Consider the following 23,185-nt stretch of genomic DNA (forward strand, 5'->3'; position numbering starts at 1 on the left):
CGAGCGTGACTTCTGGATCACGGTTCTCCGCAACGCGGATCACGTCGTCGCGGAACTCCTTGGGGAACGGCTTGGGCATGATGACATCCTTCCAGGCCAGCCCTCTCGGCTAGCCACGTTCGATGTCACCTGTTCCTGCATCAGACCCATGCCTGTGTCCTGGGGGATCGAGGTGGGTGGCGGGTTGATCGGCGGCGTCATTATTCTGGCCTGTAGGTGTCGCTCGGAGGAGCTCGTATAGATGTTGCAGTTCTTCGGTATTGCAGGATAACAGTCCCACCATGAAACGCTCCGCACCGCGGGGTGTTTTTGGCGTCTCGGAGGGGATTCGCGCGGATCTTGTGAACGCTTCGCGTCCACTTCGAAAGATCCGCACCCCTCATATCCACTCGTGAAAGGCCTGGCTCACGCCGGGCCTTTTCTTGTTTCTAAGCCTCGCAGCAGGTGCGCGCGGGGCCTTGGCGTCGAGAAGCCGATTGTGCACCGTATGTGGTGCTGGGACGCGCGAAACTGGCCAGTCGCGAGAAAGCTCGGGGTGGAGGGGCGCAGGGGTACTTCTTGGGGGGGCCTTAGCGCTGCGGCGATGTGGCTTCGCCGAGGACGCGCATGAACAGTGCTACTCCGCCGGTGATCTGCGCTCCCGTGCCGCCCGAGGCCTTGACGCCTTCGACGGTGGCCAGGATGAGCCCGGCGAGTTCTGCGGGTGTCGCTGAGATGCGGTTGAGCTCGATTTCCCCCGCTTCGGCTGCGTCTGCAAGCGCTGAAGCTAGGAGGGTGGTGATTCGCGCTCGGGCGGCCAGGGTGATGTCCCGGGACAGTGTCATGTTCGAGTCGAAGAGCTCTTGGCCGTGGGGGCTCGCGCTGATCTCCTCCATGAGGCCCTGCAAATACGAGGTCATGGCGGCGGTGACTCGCTGAACCACCGGTGCCGTACCGTCCAGCCTGGCTTCGACCTCGGACATGACGCTCGCGTGCGCCCGTTCGGATCCCGCCCGGAATAGGTCTTCCTTGTTGCTGAAGTGGAGGTACAAAGAGGCCCGTGAGATGCCCGCCGCGTCGGCGAGATCCTTCATCGTGGTTTTGGTGAAACCGTAGCGGCAGAACACGGCCAGTGACGAGTCCAGTATGTGGTCCGTCTTCTCAGTGGCTCGCATCGTCCCACTCTGACACTTCGGACAGGTTTTGTCTAATCTGCACAAATAGACACTTTCTGTAATAGTGTCTAGATGGCAGGCGTTGCCGAACAATGACAGGAGCCTTTTTGTGGAGAACAGCAGCTTGATTGACCGGAGTCGCCCCGTGCTCGTGACCGGAGTCTCGGGGTTCCTCGGTGGGTACATCGCTTCGGAACTCCTTGCACACGGGTTTCAGGTGCTAGGAACCGTCCGGGATTTGGGTGGTCACGCTGACCTGAGCGCCCGCGTCGCCGTGGCACACGGCGTTTCCGGAGATCGATTCAGCCTGTGCCCCGCTGACCTTACCTCCGATTCCGGATGGGATGCAGCGGTCGCTGACTGCAGGTACGTGATCCATGCTGCTTCCCCGTTCCCGTCCGTGGCACCGCGTCGCGCCGCAGACGTTATTCGGCCGGCACGGGAGGGCACTCGGCGTGTCCTGTCGGCTGCACACCGTGCGGGGGTCCAGCGCGTGGTGCTGACGTCTTCGGTGGCTGCGACGAATCACGGCCCTGGCCATGCCCCCTACTCGGAGCAAGATTGGACCGATGTCACCGGCCGGAGAGCCACGGCGTACTACCGATCAAAGACGTTGGCTGAGCAAGATGCGTGGGATTTTGCCCGTGCACATCGGATCGAGCTGACAGTCTTGAACCCGGGCGTAATTTTGGGTCCCGTGCAAGAACCCAGAGTCGGGGCGTCGGTCGGCCTGATCGCTCAGCTCCTGGCCGGGGGTTTTCGCCGCCTCCCTCGATTTGGATTCTCGATCGCTGACGTCAGAGATGTCGCTGACGCGCACGTCCGCGCGATGGTCGAGCCGAAAGCGGCTGGAAAGCGGTTCCTGGTGAGCGGCGAGTTTCGATGGCTTCGGGATGTGAGCGAGCAGCTGGCGGGAGAGTTCCCCGCGTATGCGCACCGGCTCCCGTCCCGGACGGCTCCCGACTGGTTCGTGCGAGCTATGGCGCTCGCCGACCCGCACGCCCGCGAAATCGTCCACGAACTCGGCCGCGACCTGAGCGTAGACACCACCCGGGCCCGGGAGGTTCTGGGGTGGGCACCGCGCGAGGAACGACACACCCTGAGAGACACGGCACAATCACTCATCGATTGGGGCATCGTCCGGGCCCCCTAGCTCCTCCACTTCCAGGCCACAACTTCTCAGACTTCCCTACGAACAGGACGCGACATGAATGCACACATCACCACCAACACCGCCACTACCAACACTGCCACCACCGCTGAAGAGCTCATCCGCTCCACTGAACGGGCACGGTTGCGCGCCCTGGTCGACGGGAATACCCAACGGGCATTGGAGTACCACAGTGACGACTTTGAGTTGATTACGCCGATCGGAGCGCGCTTGACCCGCGAACAGTATCTGGGGGCCGTCGCCGCGGGGCAGATCAACTACCTGAGCTGGGAACCTGGGCCCATTGCGGTTCGGTGTGAGGCGAATACCGCCACCATCCGATACCAGGCAACGCTCGAGGTCGAGTTTGGGGGCCACCGGGTCGCGCGAACCAGCTACTGGCACACTGACAGCTATGAGCTTCATGCTGGCCGGTGGCAGGCCGTGTGGTCGCAGGCCACTGAGATTCGGTAACCCCTAAGAAGGCTCACCCCGGAGCTTGGGCGCGGGGCAGCACGATCGGGGCCCCGGTGTCCGGGTCAGCGATGACCCGTGAGATCAAGCCGAATACGCGCTCGACGGTCGTCTCGGTGATCAATTCGCGTGGCGGGCCTTGGGCCACGACAACACCGTCGCGCATCGCAATGAGATGATCTGCGTAGTTCGCCGCCTGGTTCAGGTCGTGCAACACCGCCACAATTGTGCGGCCGGCGGACTTGAGCCGGGCGAGAAGTTCGAGCACCTCAAGCTGATGGGCGATATCAAGGTAGGTTGTGGGTTCATCGAGGAGGAGGATCGCGGTGTCCTGTGCGAGGGACATCGCGATCCACACGCGCTGTCGCTGCCCGCCCGAGAGTTCACTCATCGGCCGATCCGCGAGATCACGGACCCCGGTGTCGCGCATCGCGCGATCCACCGCGAATTCGTCTGCGCGGCTCCATTGCGCAAGCACACCCTGGTGCGGGTGTCGGCCCCGGGCGATGAGGTCGGCGACTGTAATCCCCTCCGGGGCGATCGGCGATTGGGGGAGCATGCCCAACTGTCGCGCAAATTGCTTCGTCGAGTACTCGCGAGCATTGACCCCGTCGAGCCGCACGGCCCCGGAACTCGGTTTCAGGAGCCGAGCCAGCATTCGCAGCAGCGTCGACTTGCCGCAGGCGTTGGGGCCGATGATCGCCGTGAAGGAACCTGCTGGGATCCGCACCGAGACGTCGTGGAGTACGACGGTGCGATCGTAGCCTCCCGACAACTGCTCGGCCGTGAGGTCATGAGGCTGGGCGGGCGCCTTGTCGCGGGCCGGAGAGTGGAGGATCATGAACGACCGCCTTCACGGAAGAGAAGCCAGATGAGGTACAGTCCGCCGAGGCACACTGTCACGGCACCGACGGGAAGTGTGGCGTTGGGGAGCGCGTGCTGCGCGACGAGATCGGCCCCCGAGAGGAGAACGGCCCCCACGAGTGCAGCGCTTGCGAGGTCGAGCGCCCCTGAACGGCCAGTGATTCGGGCGGCAATTGGTGGTGCGGCGAGCGCGATGAATGCGATAGGCCCAGCAACGGCGGTGACGAGCGCCGTGAGCGCCACGCCTACGACCACGATCAGGACTTTGCTGCGCTCTACAGGGACGCCGAGTGCCGCAGCGGTATCGTCGCCGAGTTGCAGCTGTCGCAGGCTCCGGGCGAGCCAGGGCAGGCTACACAGGAGCGGGAGCGCAATCGCCCCGGAGATGAGGAGTACCGGCCACTCGACACCGTGCATGCTCCCCGCGCCCCACACGGCCGCCTCGGCCGCGAGTGCGAGGTCCACGTGCACGGAAAACCACACGTTGATCGACGAGAGCATGGCCGAGACGGCGATCCCCACGATCACGAGGCGGAACTCGCCCATCCCACGCCGATAGGCGAGCAGGTAGATCAGGGCGGCTGCGCCCAGTCCACCCGCGATCGCACCCGCCGCCTGCGCGCCATACCCCGTGTTTCCCAGCATCAGCATCACGACGACGCCGGTGTACGCTCCGGTATTGAGGCCGACGATATCTGGACTGCCGAGGGGATTGCGCGTGAGTGATTGAAACACGGCCCCGCTGATTCCGAGGCAGGCACCGAATAACGCTGCGGCAACGGCACGCGGTGCGCGCCACTCGACGACGACCATGTGGTTGATGCTGCGGTCACCTGCCCAGAGCGCCTGAAACACCTCGGTGATTGTGAGCGATCGGGAGCCGAGTGTGAGGGCGGCGAGGGTACACGCGATGATGACCACGACAAGCGTGCACTGCACGGCGAGTGCGCGCTTTGTAGTGCGACGGCTGAAACGGCCAAAGCGAACGACAAGCGTCCCGGTCATAGCCCACCGACCTTCGTGCCGCGCACAAGCGCGATCAGTACGGGAGCGCCCAGGAACGCGGTCACGACCCCCACCTGGAGCTCGGCCGGAGCCACCACGATCCGTCCGAGCACATCTGCAGACAGAACGAGCACCGGCCCGAGCAGTAGCGAGAACGGCAGGATCCACCGCTGATCAGGTCCGACGAGGAACCGTACCGCGTGCGGAACCATCAGACCGACGAATCCAATGGGTCCGGCCGCCGCAGTCGCGGCCCCGCACAGGAGGGTGACAGCGATCATGCCGCGAGCGCGCGTCCATCCCACCCGGGACCCAACTGACCGAGCAAGGTCATCGCCGAGGGCGAGGGCGTTCATGCCGCGCGCGCAGGTTACGGCAAGGACTAGGCCAGTAAGGATGAACGGCAGGATCACGTGAATTGTGCCCTCCGGACGGTCAGCGAGAGTACCGGCACCCCAGAACCGCATGCGGTCAAAGGTCTGGGTGTTCAGCATCGCGAGCGTGTGAGAGAAGCCCATCAGCACCGCGCTCAGGGCGACGCCCACGAGCGTGAGTCGCAGAGGCGTTGCCCCGCCGGATCCACGCGCCGCAACCGCGTACACGACTGCCCCGGCAGCGACCGCGCCGAGGAAGCCGAACCACAGATAGTCGGAGATTCGTGTCACGCCGAACAGTGACACGCCGAGTACGATCGCGAAGCCTGCGCCGGCGTTGACGCCGAGGATGCCGGGATCGCCGAGCGGGTTGCGTGTGAGCCCCTGCATCAGCGCGCCGGCAACGGCCAGCGCGGCTCCGACGAGGAGGCCGAGTAGCGTGCGGGGTACGCGGAGCGTGAGGATTGTGGCGTGGTCGATGCCACCGTCTGGCGCGGTCAACGCTGACCAGACCGTGCTCAGGGGCAGCGCGGCTGAGCCGATGGCGATGCTCGCGGCGATCGCTGCGAGCAGGAGGAGCACCGACACCGCGAGCCAGATCGCCCGACGTTGAATGTGCGCCGCTGCACGTGTCGCGGGGCGCTGCGTCGCGCGTGTCACGAGTTTCGTGCCGCACGGCTGAGCTCGACGCTCTCGATTCCCCACCCGAGTTTATGGCGCGCAACGACGTGCCATCCAGCTTCGGAGGCGAGCCGCAGCGTTTCTGCTGGGCTGCGCGTGGGGGTGCCGATCCCTGCAAAGTCAATGAGCGCGTGCGAGGCGCTCGCCGCGTCACTCAGGCCATCGGGGGACAGGCGCTCGATGAGAACGGCGCGCGGAGCGACCCTGAGGAGCTCTCGCAGGAGGGCAACGACCTCTGCGTCGCTCCGGTGGCCGAACGCGAGTGCGGTGACCGCGATGTCCTGATCCTCTGGCAGTTCGGAGGTGAACTGCCAGTCGGATGTTCCAGCGTCGGCGCGCAACGCGGCGAGCGGAACGGGCGCCTCGTGAACGGTGAGCTGTGCCGTAGCCGACTCGCTGCCAACTGTGTGAGGGGCGGTGCGGATCGCGGGGCTCAAGGACGTGCCGACCTGGGTCGCCCCCGGTCCGGTGATGGTGATGCGCGTCGCGCCGGCCCAGATGGGATGCTGCATCAACCCGGGTAAGACGTGCGGAAGACTGCCCGCCTGTTCGAGGAGTTCGTCGAAGAACTCGGGCTCCGACTCCACGGCATCGCGCAGTGAGACGCCGTGTGTCCGCTGCCACGCCGACTCGTCGCCGGTGATGGCGTCGGGAAGCGCGGCGAGGGCCAGTACCTGCGCCGAGGCAAAGCCTGTGAACGCTTCCTGTGCGTGTTCGTCCTCCCTGAGTTCTTCTCCTAGACGGTCAAGAGCATAACTGCCGTTGTCACGGCGGGCGAGCACACCACCCTGGGTGAGGCAGGTGAGGAGTGGAGTGAGAGCTGCTGCTGATGTGGCACCAACCCGCTCCGCGAGCGGAGCGGGTTGCATCGCCTCGCCCGCGAGCGCGTCAAGCAGGCCCAGCTGCACGGCGGCCCGCACAGCGAACCACAGCACAGGTGCTTCGGGGAGGACCGGGTTCGCCTCGCCCACAGCGGCGGTCTCCGCCTCGACACGCTGGTGCCAGTAGCCGGTGATATTGACGTGTGATTTGGGGGCACCCAGTGTGCGCGCGATCCGGCGCACCGGAAGCAGTGCGCGGCTCTCTGCGGCTGCCCAGATGTACGGGGTCCCGGGGAGCGGGGTGAGTCGCGTGATCGCGTCTGCGAGCGCCCGCTCGTCTGTGGCATCGGCGACGATCCACTCTGCACGGTCCTGATCGCGCAGCTGCAACTCCTGCCGAGCCTGCTCGTCGGAGATCGTCACGATGACTCGGGCCGGGGCCGATACCGGCCGTTCCTCCAGAAAGCGCAGGATCGCAGGGAGCGCAGTCTCGTCGCCCGCGAGCAGGACCCAGTCAGCATCTACCGGAACGACAGTTGAGGACTTGGGCCCCGCAAACCAGAGCTCATCGCCCAAGCTGGCGTTTCGCGCCCAACTCGCCGCCGGACCATCGCCGTGCATCACGAAATCAAGGTCGAGCTGCCGCGCCACCGGATCAAATCGTCTGGGTGTGTAGTCCCGGCCCTGACGTGATTCGGAGGCCCCCCACTCGATCCCGTGCGGGAGCTGCACCGGAAGTGCTGCGGCGAGATCACCATCCGCGGCGAAGATGAGTTTGACGTGATCGTCGAATCCGGGAGAGGCGAACGCCGGGAGCGGAATCCCGTCCCGCGTGAACGCTCCGAGCTCTTCACCGGTCAGCGTGACTCTACGCATGCGCGGGGAGAGATCGGTCACCGCGGCGACGCGAACGCTTCGGAGGACGAGGGGATGGACAATGAGATCGTGCTGCGCCATGTCGGGGACCTTCGAGATGCGGGCTTAGGAGAACTGATCTTCGATGATGTCGAGCAGCGCGAGGGCCTTGTCGTAGTCGCCGCGCACGGTCCAGTAGGGGAGATCGTAGGCGTGCCCCTCCGTGAACGCGCGAGTTCCTGCCCAGACAGGCTGCTCCGCGAGTGTGGCAACGTCAGTTGTGTCCGTGTTGAATCCCGTGATGAAGAGCGTGGGGACGTCGGCGAGCTGCTGGCCGACCTGCTCAGTGGAGAGCGTGGCCATATCGCCGCCCGGGTTATATGGCTCGAGACTGTGCTCCTGCACCAGTGGCGCGGCGGTGAAGCCAAGTGCCTCAAGTTCCTGGGGGAGCCCGGCATCTTCGAACAACAGATAGGGCGTGCCCTCCGCAGTGATGGTGAGCACTGACGCGGGTGTCGCGGGCACATCGATGGCAGCCTTCACTTCAGCGACGCGGTCCTCGTAGGCCGTGAGACGGTTGTCGTAGTCGTCCCCGCGGCCCAGCACATCGTCCGCGATGAACGCAAACTGGTCTTGCCAGGTGGCGAGATCCTTGCCAACGATGACCGTGGGAGCGATGTGTGAGAGCTGATCGTAGCTCTTGGTAGCGAGGCCGTTCGGGAGGCCAAGTCCACCGGCGAGAATGAGGTCTGGTTCGAGCTCCAGCACGGCTTCCATGTCAAAGCCGTCCATGCCCCAGGTAATGAACTCCGTCTCGCTCTCCTGTGGTCCGTCGCCCCAGAACTCGGAGAACTCCGGTTTGTGATCGAAGTCTTCCGAGGTCGTGCCCACTACGGGCACATCGAGATCGTAGAGGTAGCCTGCAAGGGCGTAGTTGAGCACCACTACCCGTTCAGGCGACGCTGGCACCGTGACCGAACCCTGCTCGGTGGTGACTGTGCGCTCGGTTTGCTCGGCAACCGCGCTTGGAGCCGCTTGGGGTGCCGCAGCTGCGGAACACCCCGTAAGCAGGAGCGTGGCACCCAACAGTGCTGCGGCACAGGCGACGGACGGCTTTCGGGAACGCGGGAACATAACTTCTCACTTCAGATCGTGAACGAGGGGCGATGCGGAGCCCGGCGCGAGGGCAGGCTCCATTCATATGATGTAAGTCAGGCTACACTTCGTAGACGACGCTGGGAGGGTGAAAATCGTGCGTGACAGCCAGAACGCGACACCGGGTGTGCGCCAACGCGACATTGCCGAATGCGGCCCGGAGGGCGACCATGCTGCGCACTGATCTCCTCTCGGTCGTTCCAGAAAACGCCGTGCGCTTCCTCGGTCACGACACCCACGTCCACGAGGAGCCGCACCTGATCCACGTCGTGAGCGGCACCGCGGACCTCGTCGTCGACGGGCGCGCGATTCGGCTCGGCCCGCGGGAGAATCTCTGGCTCGCGCCCCGGGTGCCGCATTCCGCAAGGTACTCAGAAGAGAGCGTTGTTTTCGGGCCCTTTCTGTCTCCGCACACGATCCCGCAGACGCGGATTCAGTTGCTCGGTATCGTGCCCGATCTCAGTCGTATTGTGGCAACGATTCTGGGAGCCGGGCCCCGCACCAGTGCGGAGGTGCACCGCTTCCGGGTGGCGCTTGACGAGGTGCTCAACGCGATCCAGCAGGAGTGCTTTTCGCTTGTCGTACCTCAGCACCCGGCAGCGAGATTTGTGGCGCGAGCGAGCGTCACCGGAAACCCGGGCGGCTCCGCAACACTGGATGCGCTCGCGGCAAGTGCGGGAACGAGCCCCAGGCACATCCAGCGCCTATTCCGCGAGGAGACGGGGCTCTCGTTTAGAAGTTGGCGTACGCGCGCCCGGCTGAACGTTGCGGTGTCGCAGCTTCGCGGGGGAGCGCCACTCCCGGTGGCCGCTCGTGCCGCAGGGTTCACGACGAGATCAGGGCTGCTGAACGCTCTGAGTCGGGAAACTGGCCTTGCCAGCGATGCGCTGGTGCCCGATCCGCTTGTTGCGTTGGATCGGTGGTTTGTATCTGGGGTGGCGTCTCGGTAGTGACCGGCTAGTGGTTCGTCACGGCACAGCGTCGCAGTTCTGCGAATGCTAGACAGTGCCAAAAATGAGCACTATGCTGCACTTTATGGATCTTGGTGCAGAATCACTGGCACGGGCAATTGGTGCGCGGGTGAAACATGAACGTAAAGGCCGTGAGTGGACACTGGACCAACTCGCAGCCATTGCTGGGGTGAGTCGTCGAATGCTCGTGAGGGTCGAACAAGGTTCGGTGAACCCCAGTGTGGGGACCCTGCTGCGTATTTCGGACGCGCTCGGCATTGGGCTGCCATCACTTGTGGAAGCGCCCATCCCACTCGCCTCGAGGCTCACGCGTCACGGAGAGGGTGCAGCGCTGTGGACTGGAGACCGCGGCGGTCGTGGGGTGCTCGTCGCGGGTACCGAGCCGCCTGATGTCGTCGAACTGTGGGAATGGACGCTCAGCGCTGGGGAACAACACCGCAGCGAACCGCACAGTGAAGGCACGCGTGAACTGCTTCACGTTCAGGAGGGGACAGTCAACCTGGCTGTCGGGGACGACTCATTTACGCTCCGGACCGGGGACGCGGTGACCTTCCGTGGAGATGTCCCACACGCGTATGTCAACGAGACCGAAGTGTCTGCGCGATTCGTGCTTACCGTCTTCGAGCCAGGCGTGGGCACCTCCCACCGACCGGGGGACGGGAATGCCTAGCAGCATGACCCCAGAACAGTTCCTAGCGGCGGCCTCCGTTGACCCAGCGGTGTTCGAATTGCGCCCTGACTACCGGGCCGGACTTGTCGTCATTGAGGGTCTGACCCCTGAATCCGAGAGGCGCGGGAGTAGCGCCGTAGCCAATGAACTCGTCGCGGCTGCGGAACACCACGCAGCTCGACTGCGCGCCGAGTGCACGATCGAGGAGCTGGCCCATATTGCGGCGTGGCGGGAAACCTACCGTGCGTTTGGCGCGAAGCCGCAGCGGACCCAAAGCAGCCTCGAAGCGCTGACTCGTCGCGCCGAGCAGGGATTGCCACGGATCAACTCGCTCACCGACATCTATAACTCGATCTCGGTACTGCACCAGATTCCGTTCGGTGGCGAGGACTTCGGCCAATACCAGGGGCCGGCGAGACTCATCCGCAGTGTCGGCAGAGAAACGTTTGACACTACCGTCAATGGTCAATTTGCCACCGCACATCCGGAAGTTGGTGAGGTGGTTTGGTGTGACGATGCTGGAGTCACCTGCCGTCGCTGGAACTGGCGGCAGGGGCGCCGGACGGGACTCACGGGTGACACACGCGCGGCGTTCTTCATTCTCGACCTCCTCGCCCCAGTGACACACCTGGAGTACGACGCCGCCGTTGATGCACTGACAGGTGCGCTCACACTTCTCGGAGACGACGTACAGGTATCCCGTCGCCTGATTCGCGCATGAGAGATCGGAATCGGACCGCCCCCACTGTCCCGCCCTGGTCGATGGCGGTAGTGGCGATGCTCGCCGTGCAACTCTCCAACGCGCTCTCGGTCCCACTGATCGAGCACGTTGGAGCTGCGGGTACCTCCTGGTTGCGCATGTCATTCGGAGTTGTGTTTCTCTGGTTGATTGCGCGTCCGGCGGTGCGCTCCCTGCGTCGTCGGGACGTCCCAGCACTTATCGCTCTGGGCGTGGTGACGGGGTTCATGACGACGTTTTTTCTCGCCGCTGTCGAGCGAATCCCGCTTGGTACCGCCGTGGCGATCGAGTTCCTCGGCCCGCTCACCGTCGCAGGGCTCATGAGCAAGAACCGTAAGGCCCTGGTCTGGCCGTGCCTCGCGTTTGTAGGTGTCGTGCTCCTCACCGAGCCTTGGAACGCGCGTATCGACATACTTGGGGTGGGGTTCGCTGTTGCAGCAGGTGTGTGCTGGGCGACGTACAACCTCCTCACCCAGCGCGTTGGGGACCGGTTCTCAGGGATCAGCGGGCTGTCGCTCACGATCCCCGTCGCGGCACTTGCCACGCTCCCGCTCGGACTCCCGCAGGTCATCGGCGGCGAATTTGCCTGGTGGCTCCTCCCTGCCGCAGCCGGACTCGCACTACTCACCCCGGTGATCGCATTTGGCTTTGAAATGCTCGCCCTACGCCGGATGACGCACACCGCGTTCGGCACACTGCTCTCCCTCGAACCCGCGTTCGGAGTTCTGATCGGAATTTTGGTGCTCGCGCAACAGCCGACGCTGTGGCAACTCCTCGGAATCGCCCTGGTTATTGGCGCCGGTGCAGCCGCACAGCGGGGCGGCAATCGGAGCATTGAACCCTCTGAATCTCCCTAAACCACTACTACAGAGAAAGGTCACGCATGAGTGCGCCACCGAAGTACAGCTCAACGTTTATTTTTGAGGCCAAGAATCTCACAGCGGAGTTCAGCCGCATCGATAGCGAGATTGCGCGACGTGCCCGGCGAATCCCGGGCTTCCTTGGAGAAGAGGCGTGGCACAATGAAGCCACCGGCTTGCACGCAGAGGTCTACTACTGGGAAAACATGGACGCCCTGAGCAGGCTGGTGGGTATGGACACGCATCGGCTCGCGAAGTCTCGATACGGTGAATGGCTCGGTGAATACCGTGTCGTGATTTCCGAGGTGCAGAGCGTTTACGGCAATATGTCTTTGGGTCTCGAGTATCAACCTGGCAAGGGCGAGTCGTGACGAGTATCTTCACTGGACTGAGCGCATTTCCCCTCACACCGCTACGCGGTGACGTCGTTGATGAGGAAGCATTTGTCGGTCTGATTGAACGCGCGACTGCCGCTGGGGTGGATTCGATCACCGCGCTCGGCTCGACTGGCTCCTATGCGTACCTCACCGAAGCAGAACGGGCCCGTGTGTCGCGGCTTGCGGTCGAGCATGCCGGTACAACTCCGGTATTCGTTGGAGTGGGGGGTCTCCGAACGTCCCATGTTCTCTCCCACATTGACAGTGCGGAGGCGGCGGGGGCTGCCGGCGTAATGCTTGCACCGATGTCCTATCAGGCGCTCACTTCGGACGATGTGTTTGAGCTCTACCGCACAGTCACGGCGCACACCGATCTGCCGGTGATCGTGTATGACAATCCCGCAACCACACATTTCACCTTCACCACAGAACTCTACGAGCGCATCGCCGATTTGCCCGGAATCGCATCACTAAAGATTCCAGGCGTCCCCATCGACCTGCACGATGCGCACGCTCATGTCGCCAGGATTCGTTCGATGATTCCTGCGCACGTCACCATAGGGATCTCCGGCGATCCCTTTGCGGCCGCTGGTCTCATTGCAGGCTGCGAGACATGGTATTCCGTGATCGGTGGCACACTCCCTGAGCCAGCCCTCACCATTGCCCGGGCAGCCCTCGGAGGCCGAGGCAAAGACGCAATTGCTGAGTCAGAACGTCTTGCCCCGCTGTGGTCATTGTTCTCCGAATACCGGGGGAGTCTGCGCGTCATCGCCGTGATCGCCGAACATCTGGGACTTGCCCCTCGACGGTGTCTGCCGCTGCCGATCCAAGGGCTTACTGAGGCTCAACGGAGGCAGGTTGCTGTGGTGGTTGATGAGCTCGGCCTGAGTTGAGCGCGGGGTGTTTTACTCCTTAGTCCCACCGAGAAGCTCAGCGTGTCCGTGCACGGTTCCCGTCGCAAAGCCGATGCGTGCGGGGCTTGCCGGCGCGCCGCAGGAGTCGGTCGTCGGATTCGAGGGTTCGCAGCTCGAGGCCGGGGCTGATGGGCTCGGGGAATCGCAGGACCCACCAAGATCCGTTGAACAGACCCCGGTCTCCGGCAAGTCGAGCTCGACGAGATCTGCGGCCGTATGGTCCCCGGCCAGCGCTGCGGCGACTGATCGCACCTGCTCGTAGCCGGTTGCCATGAGGAACGTGGGGGCGCGCCCGTAGCTTTTCATCCCCACCACAAAGAAGTCGGGTTCGGGGTGGGCGAGCACGCGCGCGCCGTGAGCCGTGACCGTACCGCAACTGTGAAACTCGGGATCGATCAGCGGAGCGAGCTGACGGGGTGCCTCGACGATCTGGTCGAGGTCGAGCCGGAGCTCTGCGAGCGGGGCAAGATCGGGCCTGAAACCCGTCGCGGGGACCAAGAAGTCAACGTTGAGACTGCGACGATCGGCAAACTCCACGGTCAATTGCGCGCCAGCCGATAGCGACGTGACCGAAGCATTCTCCAGGATACGGATGTCACCGTTCTCGACAAAGCGACGCAGCGACGTGCCGAGCTGGCCCCGTGCCGGGAGCTCGTCGGCGGCACCGCCACCGTAGAGCCGCACCGGATTCGCCACACCACGCAGGCCCCACAGGATTTGTGTGTCTGGATGGGCCTGGCGCAACCTCCCGAGACTGATCAGCGTGTTTGCCGCGGAATGACCGGCCCCCAGGACCAAGATCGTTTTCCCCGCAAATCGTTCGGCGTCAACGCCGAACGGATCCGGGAGTGGGGAGGTGATGAACCCCTCCGTGGTAGCTTCGACTTCGCCCAGCGCCTCGATGCCGGATCGGCCCACCGGATTCGGCGTGCGCCAGGTGCCTGAGGCGTCGATGACCGCTCGGGCCAGCACGTCCTGACTTCCCGCGGCCGTTTCGGTGCGGACGAGGAAGAGCGAATCTGCGCGGTTCCGGGAGCTGCTCTTGTCCACCCCCGCACCGTGCGGCTGCACCCGAGTGATCCGGGTCACCCGATGGCCGTAGCTGATTCTGGGGGCGAGCCGCGGGTGAGCTGCCAGTGGTGCCAAGTACTCGGTGATGAGCTCGGCGCCGGTGGGAAGGCGAGTGTCTCGCGGCGCTTCCCACTCGCCCGCATACGAATCGCTCGGTGTCTCGAGGAGCCGGCGGCTTGCGGCGTCGATGTTGTACCGCCATGTGGAGAAGAGCTTGATGTGGCCCCACTCGGCGATGGCGGCACCGGCGCTGATGCCGGACTCCAGAACGCGGACGTCTTGGTCGCGCTCGATGAGGTGTGCGGCGGCGGCCAGTCCGATGGGTCCGGCACCGATCACGACGACGGGTGTGGTCTGAATCATGGGGTGTTGCTCCTATACGTGAAGGCTGCGCTACTCGGCGACGGGCAGCAGTGTGGAAATGAGGATCTCGACACGGGTCCGGATCTCATCGCGGATCGAGCGCACCGCATCCAGGCCTTGCCCCGCCGGATCATCGAGCGTCCAGTCCTCGTAGCGTTTGCCTGGGAACACGGGGCAGGTGTCTCCGCAGCCCATAGTGACCACTACGTCGGAGTCTTTGACAGCATCGCGGGTCAGGATCTTCGGCGTCTCGGCAGACAAGTCGATTCCGACTTCGCGCATGGCAGCGACGGCGGCGGGGTTGACCGTGTCCGCGGGGGCGGATCCCGCAGAGCGGACTTCGATCCGACCGTCGGACAGGGCGGAGAGGTAGGCGGCGGCAATTTGGGACCGTCCCGCGTTGTGGACGCAGACGAACAGGACACTGGGCTTGCTTGGAGTCATGCGGCGACGCTTTCTCGGGTTGGGGACGAAGAAGGGAAAAACTTGCGGGACCAGAGCGCCACGCCGACGAGGGCGACGAGTACCGGGACTTCGATAAGTGGCCCGACAACGCCGGCCAACGCCTCGCCGCTCGTTACGCCAAACGTTGCGATGGCCACAGCAATAGCGAGTTCGAAGTTGTTGCCTGCCGCGGTGAACGCGAGGGTGGTGGTGCGGGCGTATCCCATCCCCAGCGCGCGCCCGATCAGCATGGAGGCACCAAAAACCACGAGGAAGTAGACGAGGAGGGGAAGTGCGATGCGAGCAGCCTCTAGGGGCCTGGACAGGACGGCGTCGCCTTGGAGGGCAAACAACACCACGATGGTGAATAGCAATCCGATGAGTGCCCAGGGGCTGATCTTCGGCAGAAAGGTGTGCTCAACCCATTCGCGCCCCCGTGCCTTTTCGCCGAGGGTGCGGGTGAGGAACCCCGCAATGAGTGGGATGCCGAGAAACACGAGTACGGAGAGTGAGATTGACCAGATGGAGAATTCCGCGCTGGTTGTCGGTAGGCCGAGCCAGCCCGGCAATATCTGGAGGTAGAACCACCCCAGTGCACCAAACGCGAACACCTGGAAGACTGAATTGATGGCCACGAGAACGGCCGCGGCCTCGCGATCACCACACGCCAGATCATTCCAGATGAAAACCATGGCGATGCATCGGGCGAGGCCAACGATGATCAAGCCGGTCCGGTACTCGGGCAGATCCGGCAGGAAGATCCAGGCGAGGGCGAACATGAAGGCGGGCGCAAGGACCCAGTTGATCACCAGTGATGTGGTCATGAGTGTGGTGTCGCTGATGACGCCGAGAGTTTCGGTGTAGCGGACCTTGGCGAGTACGGGGTACATCATCACGAGGAGACCTATGGCGATCGGTAGGGACACTCCGGCTACGGTGAATGAATCCAAAGCAACATCGAGCCCTGGAATGAGGCGTCCGAGTGCGAGCCCGAGTCCCATCGCTCCCAGGATCCACACGGCCAGGTAGCGATCGAGTACCGAGAGCCGTGTGGCGAGGCGCTCAGTATCGGTACGGCCTGCGGTGTGTGTCAAGTGGTGCTCTCCTCTGACTCGGGACATCGACAAACATCGATGTCTTGAGTATGTTTGAATATATCGATGGTTGTCAATTCGATGAGCCTGGAGTCGAACGAGAGTGAGGGGGAGCGTATGTCCACATCAGGATCCGCAGTGCGCGAAGCGCCTCAGAATGCGCACACTCTCCCTGAAGCTGAAGCGCCGTCCTGCACTCCGTCTGTGGGCGAGCGTGCGATGTCCCCTGAAGTCGCCGACGCCCTCTCCGCCCGTTTCAAGGCGCTCGCCGACCCCAATCGACTGCGCATCCTCTCGATCGTGTCGTCCAACCCCGAGTCCGAGACATGCGTCTGCGACCTCTCCGAGCCACTGGGCCTGGGTCAGCCCACTGTCTCGCACCACCTGAAAGTCCTGGTTGAGGCCGGGCTCCTCACTCGTGAAAAGCGGGGCGTGTGGGCCTACTTTTCACTCGTGCCCGGCGCGCTTGACGCGCTCGCCGCAACGTTGAAGTCAACGAGCTAACACGCCCCGGTCGCGATCCCGGAGGAGCAGCGGTTCGGCACCTGCGTGGGCCTGCCGAAAGCGCAACGCAGTGTGCTCGCCGCGGCCGGATCCGCGAAGATTGTCACATGCAGCTTGATGTTGATGTGGTGTTGTTCGACGGGTTTGAACTGCTCGACGTGTTTGGTCCGGTGGAGTTTCTCGGGAGTCTGCCCGAACACTTCCGGATCACCTACGTGGCGCCCGAAGCTGGCCTGGTGCGGAGTTCACAGGGTGCCGAGGTGCAGGCAACAGCTTCGATTGTGAGCGACCGGCGGCCGGACCTGATTCTCGTTCCCGGCGGCATGGGCACGCGAGCGCTGGTGCTGGACACGAACTTCCTCGAGTCTTTGGCTGTCTACGCGGATGGGGCGAGCTGGGTCACCTCGGTGTGCACTGGATCTGCGGTGCTCGCCGCGGCCGGACTCCTGGAGGGATACCGTGCCACGTCAAACAAGCGGGCATTTGATTGGGTCACGCAATTCGGTGCTGAGGTCGACTGGGTGCGGGAGGCACGCTGGGTGCACGATCGGGACCGGTGGACTTCGTCGGGTGTTGCTGCCGGCATGGACTTGGCTGGTGCCGTGATCCGGCACTTCTTGGGAGATCAGGTAGCCGAGGCAGTTGCGTTCGACCTAGAGTACGCATTCCAGACTGACGCAACTGTGGATCCGTTCGCGGCCGGACCGCAGGGGTAGCCGCTCGGTCAGTTACGCTGTGGTCCGCAACAATTCCGTCGAATACGTCCCCAAGCCGATACGCACACTGTTGTCGGCGTGCTCGTCGATGAGGACCCAGCCCAGGCTGGTCTCGCCGATCCACTCGCCCTGCCGTCGCCCGAACGGCATGACGCGCTCGGCATCTCGGCCGGGCGGGCGGAGCCAGATCTCACCGTCACGGTCTGAGAACTCGAACGCCTTCCCGAATACGGGATCTGTGTAGCTTCCGAGCAGAGCTTGCGGATACCCCGTGACTGTCTCGAGCCGCGAAGAGAAATCTGGAGTGCCCAACGAGGACACTATTTCAAGCCCGTGCCCCTGGAGCTCGATTCGCGCAAAACCGTCATCGCCGAGCCACGTCTGGCCGCCACTCCAGCGCACGGTCTCGGGTTCTTCGCTCAGCCCGGATCGAGCCGCGAGGTCCCCGTTCGCTTCGATATCAATGCGCGCCCCCATGAAGCTGCGCGTCGAGAACCAGTGTCCGGCAACGTCTCCGAGTCCGGTTGCGAAGTGCATTGCCTTCCACGCCGCCTCTGACGTATTGAATCCGCCACGGTTGGCGAAGCAGGCAACGCTCAAGCCAGAAGACTCATCGACAATGGAGTACGCAGAGAACCCCCACATGCCTCCGCTGTGGGCGACCACGGTGGTCGCAGCCTGGGTTTCGTGTGCCACACCGAAGCCGTAGCTTGTCACCGTGCCGTCACTCAGCACAGTCCTGGCGAGGATCTGCTGACGAATATCCTCGCCGAGCACGCGCCCGTCGATCAGGAACGCCTGCCACGCACCGAACTGAGTGAGTGACGTAATGACCTCGCCATCACCGTTGACACCGCGAACTGGAGCAACCTCACCCACCCCCATCGTTTCCTTCAGGAACTTGCCCTTTAGGTCCTGAGAGAAGCTGAACGCCATCCCGTCACTGAACTCGCCCAGCACGGTTGTGCTGAAGGTCTCGGTCATCCCCAGAGGGCGGAGCACTGACTCCGCAAGCACAGTGGGGAACGGCGCGCCGGCGGCACGCTCGAGCGCCAGTGCGGCCAACACATAGCCGGTGTTGGAGTAGGACTGCTGGGTGCCCGGCGCAAACTCGGGCACACGGACCCGGCCCAACCAATCGAGGAAGACCGACAAGGCCGCGATCTCGATCTCCGGCATTCCCACAGTGAACGCGACGGCAAGGTAGTCGGGGAGGCCAGCGGTGTGGTTCAGGCAATTGCGTAGGGTCACCCCGGCGACGGCAAGTTCAGGCACGAGTGTCCGGATATCCGCATCAAGATCGACGGTGCCTGCGCGGGCCGCGATCAGGACAGCGGCGGCGGCCATCTGCTTGCTGATTGACGCGATGTTCATCAGGGTGTCGTCGGTGAGCGGTGCCTGAGTCGCTGTGTCTGCGACGCCCGCGCAGGCGCTCGCGAGCATCACCCCGTCGCGGTACACGGCGATCACCGCGCCGGGTTCATCTGGAGCGATCCGCCCTTCGAATAGCTCAGTGTGCAGGCGTGAACTGAGTTCTGCGGGAGCAAACAGCTGTTCCGACATGATGGGGCTCCTGAATGTCATGCTGCGGTGACGGTTGTCGTGGGGCTTCCCTGAGCGCCACCACTCAACACTATTCAGTGTCGCCTGGCAGCGGGAGATCCCAGGTGCCGATGGAGACAAAGCCCGATCGGCTCGCAAGCTTCACCGATGCGGTGTTGTCGATCTGACAGCGGTACTGAGGCTCGTGATCAGCCGCGAGTGCGGCCCGAGCCAGCGCCCGGATCACGCTGCGTGCGTGGCCGTGACCTCGATGGTCAGGGTGGGTGACGACGCCCATATCAGCAAGTGCCCCATCTTCTTCGAACGGATAGGAACTTCCGACCGCAACGAGCGTGTCGCCCTCGAACGCACCGAATACCATCCAGTGGTCGAGCTCAACCGATGCGCCATCAAGGTCCTCTGCCGAGACGCCAGCCTCGAAAGCCGCAAACGCAGCCTGATCGTTTTCAGTGAGTGCCCGTACGTTTCTCGAATCTTCGGTCTCACGGAGCTGCTGTGCGGCGGCCTCCGTCAGGAAAAAAGAGGTGATCGGGTCCGTTCAGGCGAATTCCGGCGACCGTGAGTGCCGCGCGCAATTCGGCTTCGCTCCTGGCAGTACTCACGTCAGGCAGGTCACGTATGGCCGGGGTGACCAAAGCAAAAGTGCGGGCGGGGCGAACGAGGATCTGCACACGCTCGTCATCGTCGAGCTCGTCATTGACAGCTAGCCGGAAAGACTCGGTTTCGTGTACCGGTTCTCCGCCCGCAAAGGGGGCGATCCACTGCCTGTAGATCTCGTGCGTCAAGTTTTCCATGCGTCTCGCGGGCCTCTCTGGTCTCTGGAGTGTTATTTGGGGTGGGGGATCAGGTGGCGCTGAGCCGTCACTCATGCGCTCAGTATTGTGACGTCTCGGCCACCTGATTGTGCGGATCCCTTGGCGTCGACAGGGGACGCGTGTGCGCTCGCACGTGCATCATCTCGCCCTGGGTTCCGAAGAGGCTCAGGACTTCAACGGGGCCGGTCCCAGTTGATCCAAACCAGTGGGGCTGCTCCGTGGGGAACTCCGCCACTTCGCCGGGACCGAGCACCACATCGTGGGGCCCGAGTCGAAGGCGCATCTTGCCTGACAACACATATAGCCACTCGTACCCGCTGTGAGTGCGCAGAGCGGGGGTGCGCTCACTCGCGGGAATGATGAGTTTGAACGCGCGAGGTTCGGATTGCTTCCGCGTCAGCGGAACAATGGCTCGCCCTTCACTGTGTGCGTGGCGGAGCTGTACCCGTGGGTCTTGCACACTTGGCGCGGCAACGAGGTCCGCGAGCGGCACCTCGAGCACCATAGCAATCAGCATGACCAGCTCGATTGTGGGTCGTCGGTTTCCCGATTCCAATCGGGACAGCGTGCTCGTGGAGATTCCCGTTTGCGTAGCAACATCACTCAACGTCAAGCTTCGTTTTTCGCGGGCACGGCGCAGGCGCAGGGGCAGCTGCTCCATGGCGGCCGCCACAACATGTTCTATCGCCATGCAGCAATCTTCGAGGCTGTCAGGGGGGAGGAACAACGAATCATGCTGTTTTGGCAAGAGGATGCGGCTTGAGCTGCCCGAGGTCGAGTTGCCGAGACGTCGGTTTCCCCGTTTCGGCAAGAGATGTCGGTGGTTCCAGCCCAGCGGAGGGACGATGAAGTCTCAGAGAAAAGGAGACGATAGAGATGTCACACGCAAGCGAGTGGGATGCCATTGTGGTGGGCGGAGGCGCCGCCGGTCTGAGTGCCGGAGTGGTGCTCGCGCGCACCGGCATCCGGATTGTACTGGTTGAAGACCGGACACCACGCAACGCCCCCGCCACCCACATGCACGGGTTTCTCTCCCGAGACGGCATGAATCCAGCGGACCTCCTGCAGGTCGGGCGGGAAGAGATGATCGGGTTCGGTGGCAAGCTGCTCGCGGCGCGCGCCGATCGCGTGGAACAGTCGACGGGGGGACAGTTTCGAGTCGTACTTGAGGAAGGCAGCGAACTCATCGCGCCTGCAGTCCTCCTCGCGACCGGCCTCCGGGATGAAGTTCCCGAAATTCCGGGAGCGAAGGAACTCTGGGGGACCCTCGTTCACCATTGCCCGCACTGTCACGGGCGGGAAGTCGCCGGTCAGCGCATCGCGATCATTGGTGGCACACACGCACCTATGTCGGTCCACCAGGCCGCACTCATGCGACGGTATACGGACGATGTGGTCTTCTACCTCAACGGTATCGACCTCGCCGATCACGAGCGCGATGAGTTTTCGGCAATTGGGGTCACTGTAGTGAACGACCGCGTCACCCGTGTGAGGAGTAGCCCGGAGGGGGCGCTCAGTATTCTCCAGGAAAGCGGCGCAATCTCCACGCACGACTGCGCGTTTGTCGTACCGCGCATGGTGCCGCGCGATGACGCATTCGAGGGCTTGGGACTCGTGCGAAACGGAGACACCACGTGGATCGATGTCGGCCCCACTGGGCGAACCTCCGTGGGTGGTGTGTGGGCGGCGGGGAACCTAGCGAACCCGCGCGCACAGGTCGTGACTGCCGCGGGCGAGGGATCCGCAGCGGCGATCGACATGTCCGGGTATCTCTTGGCGCATGACCTTGGCCGCGCAGTGAACGGGGAATCGGCTTCGTGGTACGTGTGAGAGGTGCGCACCTGCGCAATGTCACCGGAGTTTTGACATGAGAATGCGTCACGGGAGGTCAGGGTCCCGTGACGCATCTGTCTTGCCTGGTGCTAAGCCGCGATCGCCTGCATCACCTGTGCAGTGAAGGGCTTCAGCGGCATCGCCCCGGAGAACGATTCGAGCACCCGCTCGTTTCTGGCCACGACAAACGTGGGAACCGCGGTGACCCGATACGTGATCGAGAGATCAGGATGAGCGTCGATGTCGACGCGGGCCACTGACACGGCGCCCTCATTCTCCTGAGCGAACTGATCCACGATCGGGATCATGGCCCGGCACGGAGCGCACCACTCGGCCCAGAACTGAATGAGTACCGGCCGGCCGGTCTGCAGCTCGGCCTGGAGCGTCTCGGCATTTGCGTTGAAGGTGGGCATGCGCCCCTCGCTTTCTCTGAAGAACTCTGTCGTCTTCAAGCGTGCCTCCGGCCCTGGGAGCGCAGCGAAATTCTTTGCTGGTTCAGCATCGCGAAACTACGCAGGTGAGCCTGCGTTCTCATCGGCCGTGGATGTGTCCCGATTGCCTCGAACCGCGCGGACTGTGATCCCGCGTTGTGTCAGCATCGCGGCGAGCACACCGTCTCCGCGGGTCAACTCGCCGCTATGGCTGCCGTCGTACACCACACCACACCCGCAGGACGGGCTCCGCGCTTGGAGCACTGCCTCAGTGATCCCGTGTGCGAGCGCGAGCTCGGTGACCTTCTCAGCACCTGCGATGAACTCAGCGGTGACATCTTCTCCCTGATCGGTAATGACCGCAGCAGTGCCACGCAGCACGTCACTCCCGTCGCCACCCCGTATCTCGGCCGCCGGACGCGGCGTGGGCAGGCCCCCGAGCTGTTCGGCGCACGCAGGCACGGCATGTCCGTTCTCGACTGCAGCAATAATCTCCGCATCGGGGCGCGCATTCCCGTCGTATCGGCACGGAATACCCGCGAGACAGGAACTGACGAGAAAGGGGTGAGCGGCCATACTCCACGACACTACGGGTGATGCGCAGTCCTGGCGATTCAACACCCGTTTCTGTGCTGAAGTGGCAAGAGGACGGGGGTGAAATGTCTCGGCGTGTCCGGTGGTCCGCGCGCTTGACTGTTTCCCCGATCGTGAGATGGGGACTGGCAAGGTCGTTGCACGCGGAGCGTGCAACGAGCGGGGCTCAGTCCGGTGAGATTGCGCTATGGTTTCGCGTCGGTCTCCGGGACGGCGCCCGTATACCGGCCCCGCGTATCGCGATGCTGCGCGTGTATGTGGCGTGAGGACGTCGTCCCGCGTGCGCGACTCCACAGCCGTGTGGATCGCAGTCGCCCTGCCTTGTTCCGTCGGGGAGCTGCACACCGACTTCGACCTGGTCAGATTCGCTCTCGTTCATCATCGCTGTCCGTCAATGAACGCGGCGAGCCTGGCTCGCCCCTGTGTGGATTGCAGCGGGTCGGCGCCGGCCACAACAGCGTCAAGGAGTCCAACCGCGCGAAGGATCTCAAGCGCAGTCACCAATTCAACGTTTTCACCGCGCTCGAACTTCCGCAGTGTGGTGAGGCTCACGCCGGCGCGGGCAGCAGTACGTTTCGCAGTGAGGCGATTGAGTTTTCGCATCACGGTGACGTGCTCGCCAATTGTGTCCAGCGCGCGTTGCACCGGCACAGTTGGATCAGCCATTGTTTGCTCCTCTTAAATCTGCCACGA

Annotated in this window: 28 protein-coding genes; 12 read left to right on the plus strand and 16 right to left on the minus strand. The window is 63.7% G+C overall.

The genetic code is table 11. The features are described 5' to 3' along the window. A partial coding sequence (locus FM113_RS18320) for a hypothetical protein (RefSeq protein WP_217896036.1) occupies positions 1 to 241 on the plus strand: 241 nt, incomplete at its 5' end. A 328-nt stretch (positions 242 to 569) separates the two neighbouring features. On the opposite strand, the gene FM113_RS15760 is transcribed toward FM113_RS18320, so the two are convergent. Further along, entirely contained in the window at positions 570 to 1,154 is a 585-nt protein-coding gene (locus FM113_RS15760) for a TetR/AcrR family transcriptional regulator (protein WP_176387263.1), read from the minus strand. Between the two features lie 109 nt (positions 1,155 to 1,263). Between FM113_RS15760 and FM113_RS15765 the strand changes: the two genes are divergently transcribed. Both FM113_RS15765 and FM113_RS15770 read left to right on the plus strand, forming a co-directional pair. Next, on the plus strand, positions 1,264 to 2,307 hold the full coding sequence (locus FM113_RS15765; protein WP_087015789.1) for an NAD-dependent epimerase/dehydratase family protein: 1,044 nt from the start codon (positions 1,264 to 1,266) through the stop codon (positions 2,305 to 2,307). Positions 2,308 to 2,361: 54 nt separating this feature from the next. Further along, positions 2,362 to 2,778 carry a nuclear transport factor 2 family protein gene (locus FM113_RS15770; protein WP_087015790.1) on the plus strand — a complete coding sequence of 139 codons (417 nt, stop codon included), beginning with the start codon at positions 2,362 to 2,364 and terminating at the stop codon, positions 2,776 to 2,778. A gap of 13 nt (positions 2,779 to 2,791) precedes the next feature. Here FM113_RS15770 and FM113_RS15775 read toward each other — a convergent pair whose 3' ends face one another. From FM113_RS15775 to FM113_RS15795, 5 genes are read right to left on the minus strand one after another with little or no spacing between them, the layout of a single operon-like run. Continuing rightward, on the minus strand, positions 2,792 to 3,619 hold the full coding sequence (locus FM113_RS15775) for an ABC transporter ATP-binding protein (RefSeq protein WP_087015791.1): 828 nt from the start codon (positions 3,617 to 3,619) through the stop codon (positions 2,792 to 2,794). Beyond that, on the minus strand, positions 3,616 to 4,647 hold the full coding sequence (locus tag FM113_RS15780) for an iron chelate uptake ABC transporter family permease subunit (RefSeq protein ID WP_087015792.1): 1,032 nt from the start codon (positions 4,645 to 4,647) through the stop codon (positions 3,616 to 3,618). The genes FM113_RS15775 and FM113_RS15780 overlap by 4 nt, the downstream gene beginning before the upstream one ends. Continuing rightward, positions 4,644 to 5,681: an iron chelate uptake ABC transporter family permease subunit gene (locus FM113_RS15785; RefSeq protein ID WP_087015793.1), complete on the minus strand. Its 1,038-nt coding sequence runs from the start codon at positions 5,679 to 5,681 to the stop codon at positions 4,644 to 4,646. Before FM113_RS15785 ends, FM113_RS15780 begins: the two co-directional genes overlap by 4 nt. Then, complete coding sequence (locus FM113_RS15790; protein WP_087015794.1) at positions 5,678 to 7,480, minus strand: siderophore-interacting protein; 1,803 nt, start codon at positions 7,478 to 7,480, stop codon at positions 5,678 to 5,680. Before FM113_RS15790 ends, FM113_RS15785 begins: the two co-directional genes overlap by 4 nt. Positions 7,481 to 7,504: 24 nt before the next feature. Further along, a complete protein-coding gene (locus FM113_RS15795) occupies positions 7,505 to 8,512 on the minus strand; it encodes an ABC transporter substrate-binding protein (protein WP_087015795.1) in 1,008 nt (335 codons plus the stop codon). A gap of 191 nt (positions 8,513 to 8,703) precedes the next feature. Between FM113_RS15795 and FM113_RS15800 the strand changes: the two genes are divergently transcribed. The 6 genes from FM113_RS15800 (at position 8,704) to FM113_RS15825 (ending at position 13,043) form a co-directional block, all read left to right on the plus strand. Further along, complete coding sequence (locus FM113_RS15800; protein ID WP_087015796.1) at positions 8,704 to 9,483, plus strand: AraC family transcriptional regulator; 780 nt, start codon at positions 8,704 to 8,706, stop codon at positions 9,481 to 9,483. A 64-nt stretch (positions 9,484 to 9,547) separates the two neighbouring features. After that, a complete protein-coding gene (locus tag FM113_RS15805) occupies positions 9,548 to 10,174 on the plus strand; it encodes a helix-turn-helix domain-containing protein (RefSeq protein WP_254909048.1) in 627 nt (208 codons plus the stop codon). A 4-nt stretch (positions 10,175 to 10,178) separates the two neighbouring features. Next, positions 10,179 to 10,895: a B3/4 domain-containing protein gene (locus FM113_RS15810; protein WP_087015797.1), complete on the plus strand. Its 717-nt coding sequence runs from the start codon at positions 10,179 to 10,181 to the stop codon at positions 10,893 to 10,895. Then, positions 10,892 to 11,770, plus strand: coding sequence for a DMT family transporter (locus tag FM113_RS15815; RefSeq protein ID WP_087015798.1), 879 nt, complete (start codon positions 10,892 to 10,894; stop codon positions 11,768 to 11,770). Before FM113_RS15810 ends, FM113_RS15815 begins: the two co-directional genes overlap by 4 nt. 26 nt (positions 11,771 to 11,796) lie before the next feature. After that, positions 11,797 to 12,144 (plus strand): antibiotic biosynthesis monooxygenase, encoded by a 348-nt coding sequence (locus FM113_RS15820; protein ID WP_087015799.1) that lies wholly within the window; start codon positions 11,797 to 11,799, stop codon positions 12,142 to 12,144. A 5-nt stretch (positions 12,145 to 12,149) separates the two neighbouring features. Then, complete coding sequence (locus FM113_RS15825) at positions 12,150 to 13,043, plus strand: dihydrodipicolinate synthase family protein (RefSeq protein WP_087015818.1); 894 nt, start codon at positions 12,150 to 12,152, stop codon at positions 13,041 to 13,043. Positions 13,044 to 13,055: 12 nt separating this feature from the next. Here the strand turns inward: FM113_RS15825 and FM113_RS15830 are convergent, their stop codons facing one another. The 3 genes from FM113_RS15830 to arsB are packed head-to-tail and all read right to left on the minus strand — an operon-like array spanning position 13,056 to position 15,943. Continuing rightward, the gene (locus tag FM113_RS15830; protein ID WP_087015800.1) at positions 13,056 to 14,498 is read right to left on the minus strand and encodes an FAD-dependent oxidoreductase; all 1,443 of its coding nucleotides are present in this window, start codon (positions 14,496 to 14,498) and stop codon (positions 13,056 to 13,058) included. A 30-nt stretch (positions 14,499 to 14,528) separates the two neighbouring features. Continuing rightward, positions 14,529 to 14,942: an arsenate reductase ArsC gene (locus FM113_RS15835; RefSeq protein ID WP_087015801.1), complete on the minus strand. Its 414-nt coding sequence runs from the start codon at positions 14,940 to 14,942 to the stop codon at positions 14,529 to 14,531. Continuing rightward, positions 14,939 to 15,943 (minus strand): ACR3 family arsenite efflux transporter, encoded by a 1,005-nt coding sequence (arsB, locus tag FM113_RS15840; protein ID WP_254909050.1) that lies wholly within the window; start codon positions 15,941 to 15,943, stop codon positions 14,939 to 14,941. Before arsB ends, FM113_RS15835 begins: the two co-directional genes overlap by 4 nt. A 159-nt stretch (positions 15,944 to 16,102) precedes the next feature. Here arsB and FM113_RS15845 point away from each other — a divergent pair, with 159 nt between their 5' ends. Together FM113_RS15845 and FM113_RS15850 are read left to right on the plus strand one after the other, a co-directional pair. Further along, positions 16,103 to 16,540 (plus strand): helix-turn-helix transcriptional regulator, encoded by a 438-nt coding sequence (locus FM113_RS15845; protein WP_254909049.1) that lies wholly within the window; start codon positions 16,103 to 16,105, stop codon positions 16,538 to 16,540. A gap of 107 nt (positions 16,541 to 16,647) precedes the next feature. After that, positions 16,648 to 17,256 carry a DJ-1/PfpI family protein gene (locus FM113_RS15850; protein ID WP_087015803.1) on the plus strand — a complete coding sequence of 203 codons (609 nt, stop codon included), beginning with the start codon at positions 16,648 to 16,650 and terminating at the stop codon, positions 17,254 to 17,256. 12 nt (positions 17,257 to 17,268) lie between these two features. Here the strand turns inward: FM113_RS15850 and FM113_RS15855 are convergent, their stop codons facing one another. From FM113_RS15855 to FM113_RS15870, 4 genes are all read right to left on the minus strand, one after another. Continuing rightward, entirely contained in the window at positions 17,269 to 18,819 is a 1,551-nt protein-coding gene (locus FM113_RS15855) for a serine hydrolase (RefSeq protein WP_176387264.1), read from the minus strand. Between the two features lie 70 nt (positions 18,820 to 18,889). Further along, positions 18,890 to 19,180 (minus strand): GNAT family N-acetyltransferase, encoded by a 291-nt coding sequence (locus FM113_RS15860; protein ID WP_087015805.1) that lies wholly within the window; start codon positions 19,178 to 19,180, stop codon positions 18,890 to 18,892. Positions 19,181 to 19,301: 121 nt separating this feature from the next. Then, positions 19,302 to 19,613, minus strand: coding sequence for a hypothetical protein (locus FM113_RS15865; protein WP_087015806.1), 312 nt, complete (start codon positions 19,611 to 19,613; stop codon positions 19,302 to 19,304). Positions 19,614 to 19,692: 79 nt separating this feature from the next. Further along, positions 19,693 to 20,325 carry a helix-turn-helix domain-containing protein gene (locus FM113_RS15870; protein WP_087015807.1) on the minus strand — a complete coding sequence of 211 codons (633 nt, stop codon included), beginning with the start codon at positions 20,323 to 20,325 and terminating at the stop codon, positions 19,693 to 19,695. Between the two features lie 185 nt (positions 20,326 to 20,510). Between FM113_RS15870 and FM113_RS15875 the strand changes: the two genes are divergently transcribed. Beyond that, positions 20,511 to 21,464, plus strand: coding sequence for an NAD(P)/FAD-dependent oxidoreductase (locus tag FM113_RS15875; protein ID WP_087015808.1), 954 nt, complete (start codon positions 20,511 to 20,513; stop codon positions 21,462 to 21,464). A gap of 92 nt (positions 21,465 to 21,556) precedes the next feature. Here FM113_RS15875 and FM113_RS15880 read toward each other — a convergent pair whose 3' ends face one another. From FM113_RS15880 to FM113_RS15890, 3 genes are all read right to left on the minus strand, one after another. Then, the gene (locus tag FM113_RS15880; RefSeq protein ID WP_087015809.1) at positions 21,557 to 21,880 is read right to left on the minus strand and encodes a co-chaperone YbbN; all 324 of its coding nucleotides are present in this window, start codon (positions 21,878 to 21,880) and stop codon (positions 21,557 to 21,559) included. A gap of 96 nt (positions 21,881 to 21,976) precedes the next feature. Then, positions 21,977 to 22,474, minus strand: coding sequence for a DUF523 domain-containing protein (locus FM113_RS15885; protein WP_087015810.1), 498 nt, complete (start codon positions 22,472 to 22,474; stop codon positions 21,977 to 21,979). Between the two features lie 396 nt (positions 22,475 to 22,870). Then, positions 22,871 to 23,158, minus strand: coding sequence for a helix-turn-helix domain-containing protein (locus FM113_RS15890; RefSeq protein ID WP_087015811.1), 288 nt, complete (start codon positions 23,156 to 23,158; stop codon positions 22,871 to 22,873). Positions 23,159 to 23,185 lie beyond the last annotated feature (27 nt).

It is taken from the genome of Leucobacter sp. 7(1), from assembly GCF_900163635.1.
Lineage (GTDB): Bacteria > Actinomycetota > Actinomycetes > Actinomycetales > Microbacteriaceae > Leucobacter.